The sequence below is a fragment of the Paraburkholderia sp. EG304 genome, from assembly GCF_046543485.1.
In the GTDB taxonomy this organism is placed as follows: Bacteria; Pseudomonadota; Gammaproteobacteria; order Burkholderiales; family Burkholderiaceae; genus Paraburkholderia; species Paraburkholderia youngii.
On the sequence record NZ_JBKGUA010000404.1, the window covers coordinates 1 to 320 of the forward strand.

Consider the following 320-nt stretch of genomic DNA (forward strand, 5'->3'; position numbering starts at 1 on the left):
TGAAATTGAAATCGCTGTGAAGATGCAGCGTTCCCGTGGCAAGACGGAAAGACCCCGTGAACCTTTACTATAGCTTTACACTGAACGTTGAGTTCGTCTGTGTAGGATAGGTGGGAGGCTATGAAACTGTGGCGCTAGCTGCAGTGGAGCCATCCTTGAAATACCACCCTGTCGTGCTTGACGTTCTAACCTAGGTCCATAATCTGGATCGGGGACCGTGTATGGTGGGTAGTTTGACTGGGGCGGTCTCCTCCTAAAGAGTAACGGAGGAGCTCGAAGGTACGCTCAGCGCGGTCGGACATCGCGCACTGTGTGCAAAG

1 rRNA gene is annotated in these 320 nt (G+C 52.8%); it reads left to right on the top strand.

The window, feature by feature from the left end:
- Positions 1-320, top strand: a 23S ribosomal RNA gene (locus ACLFKU_RS44495); the annotation flags it as partial.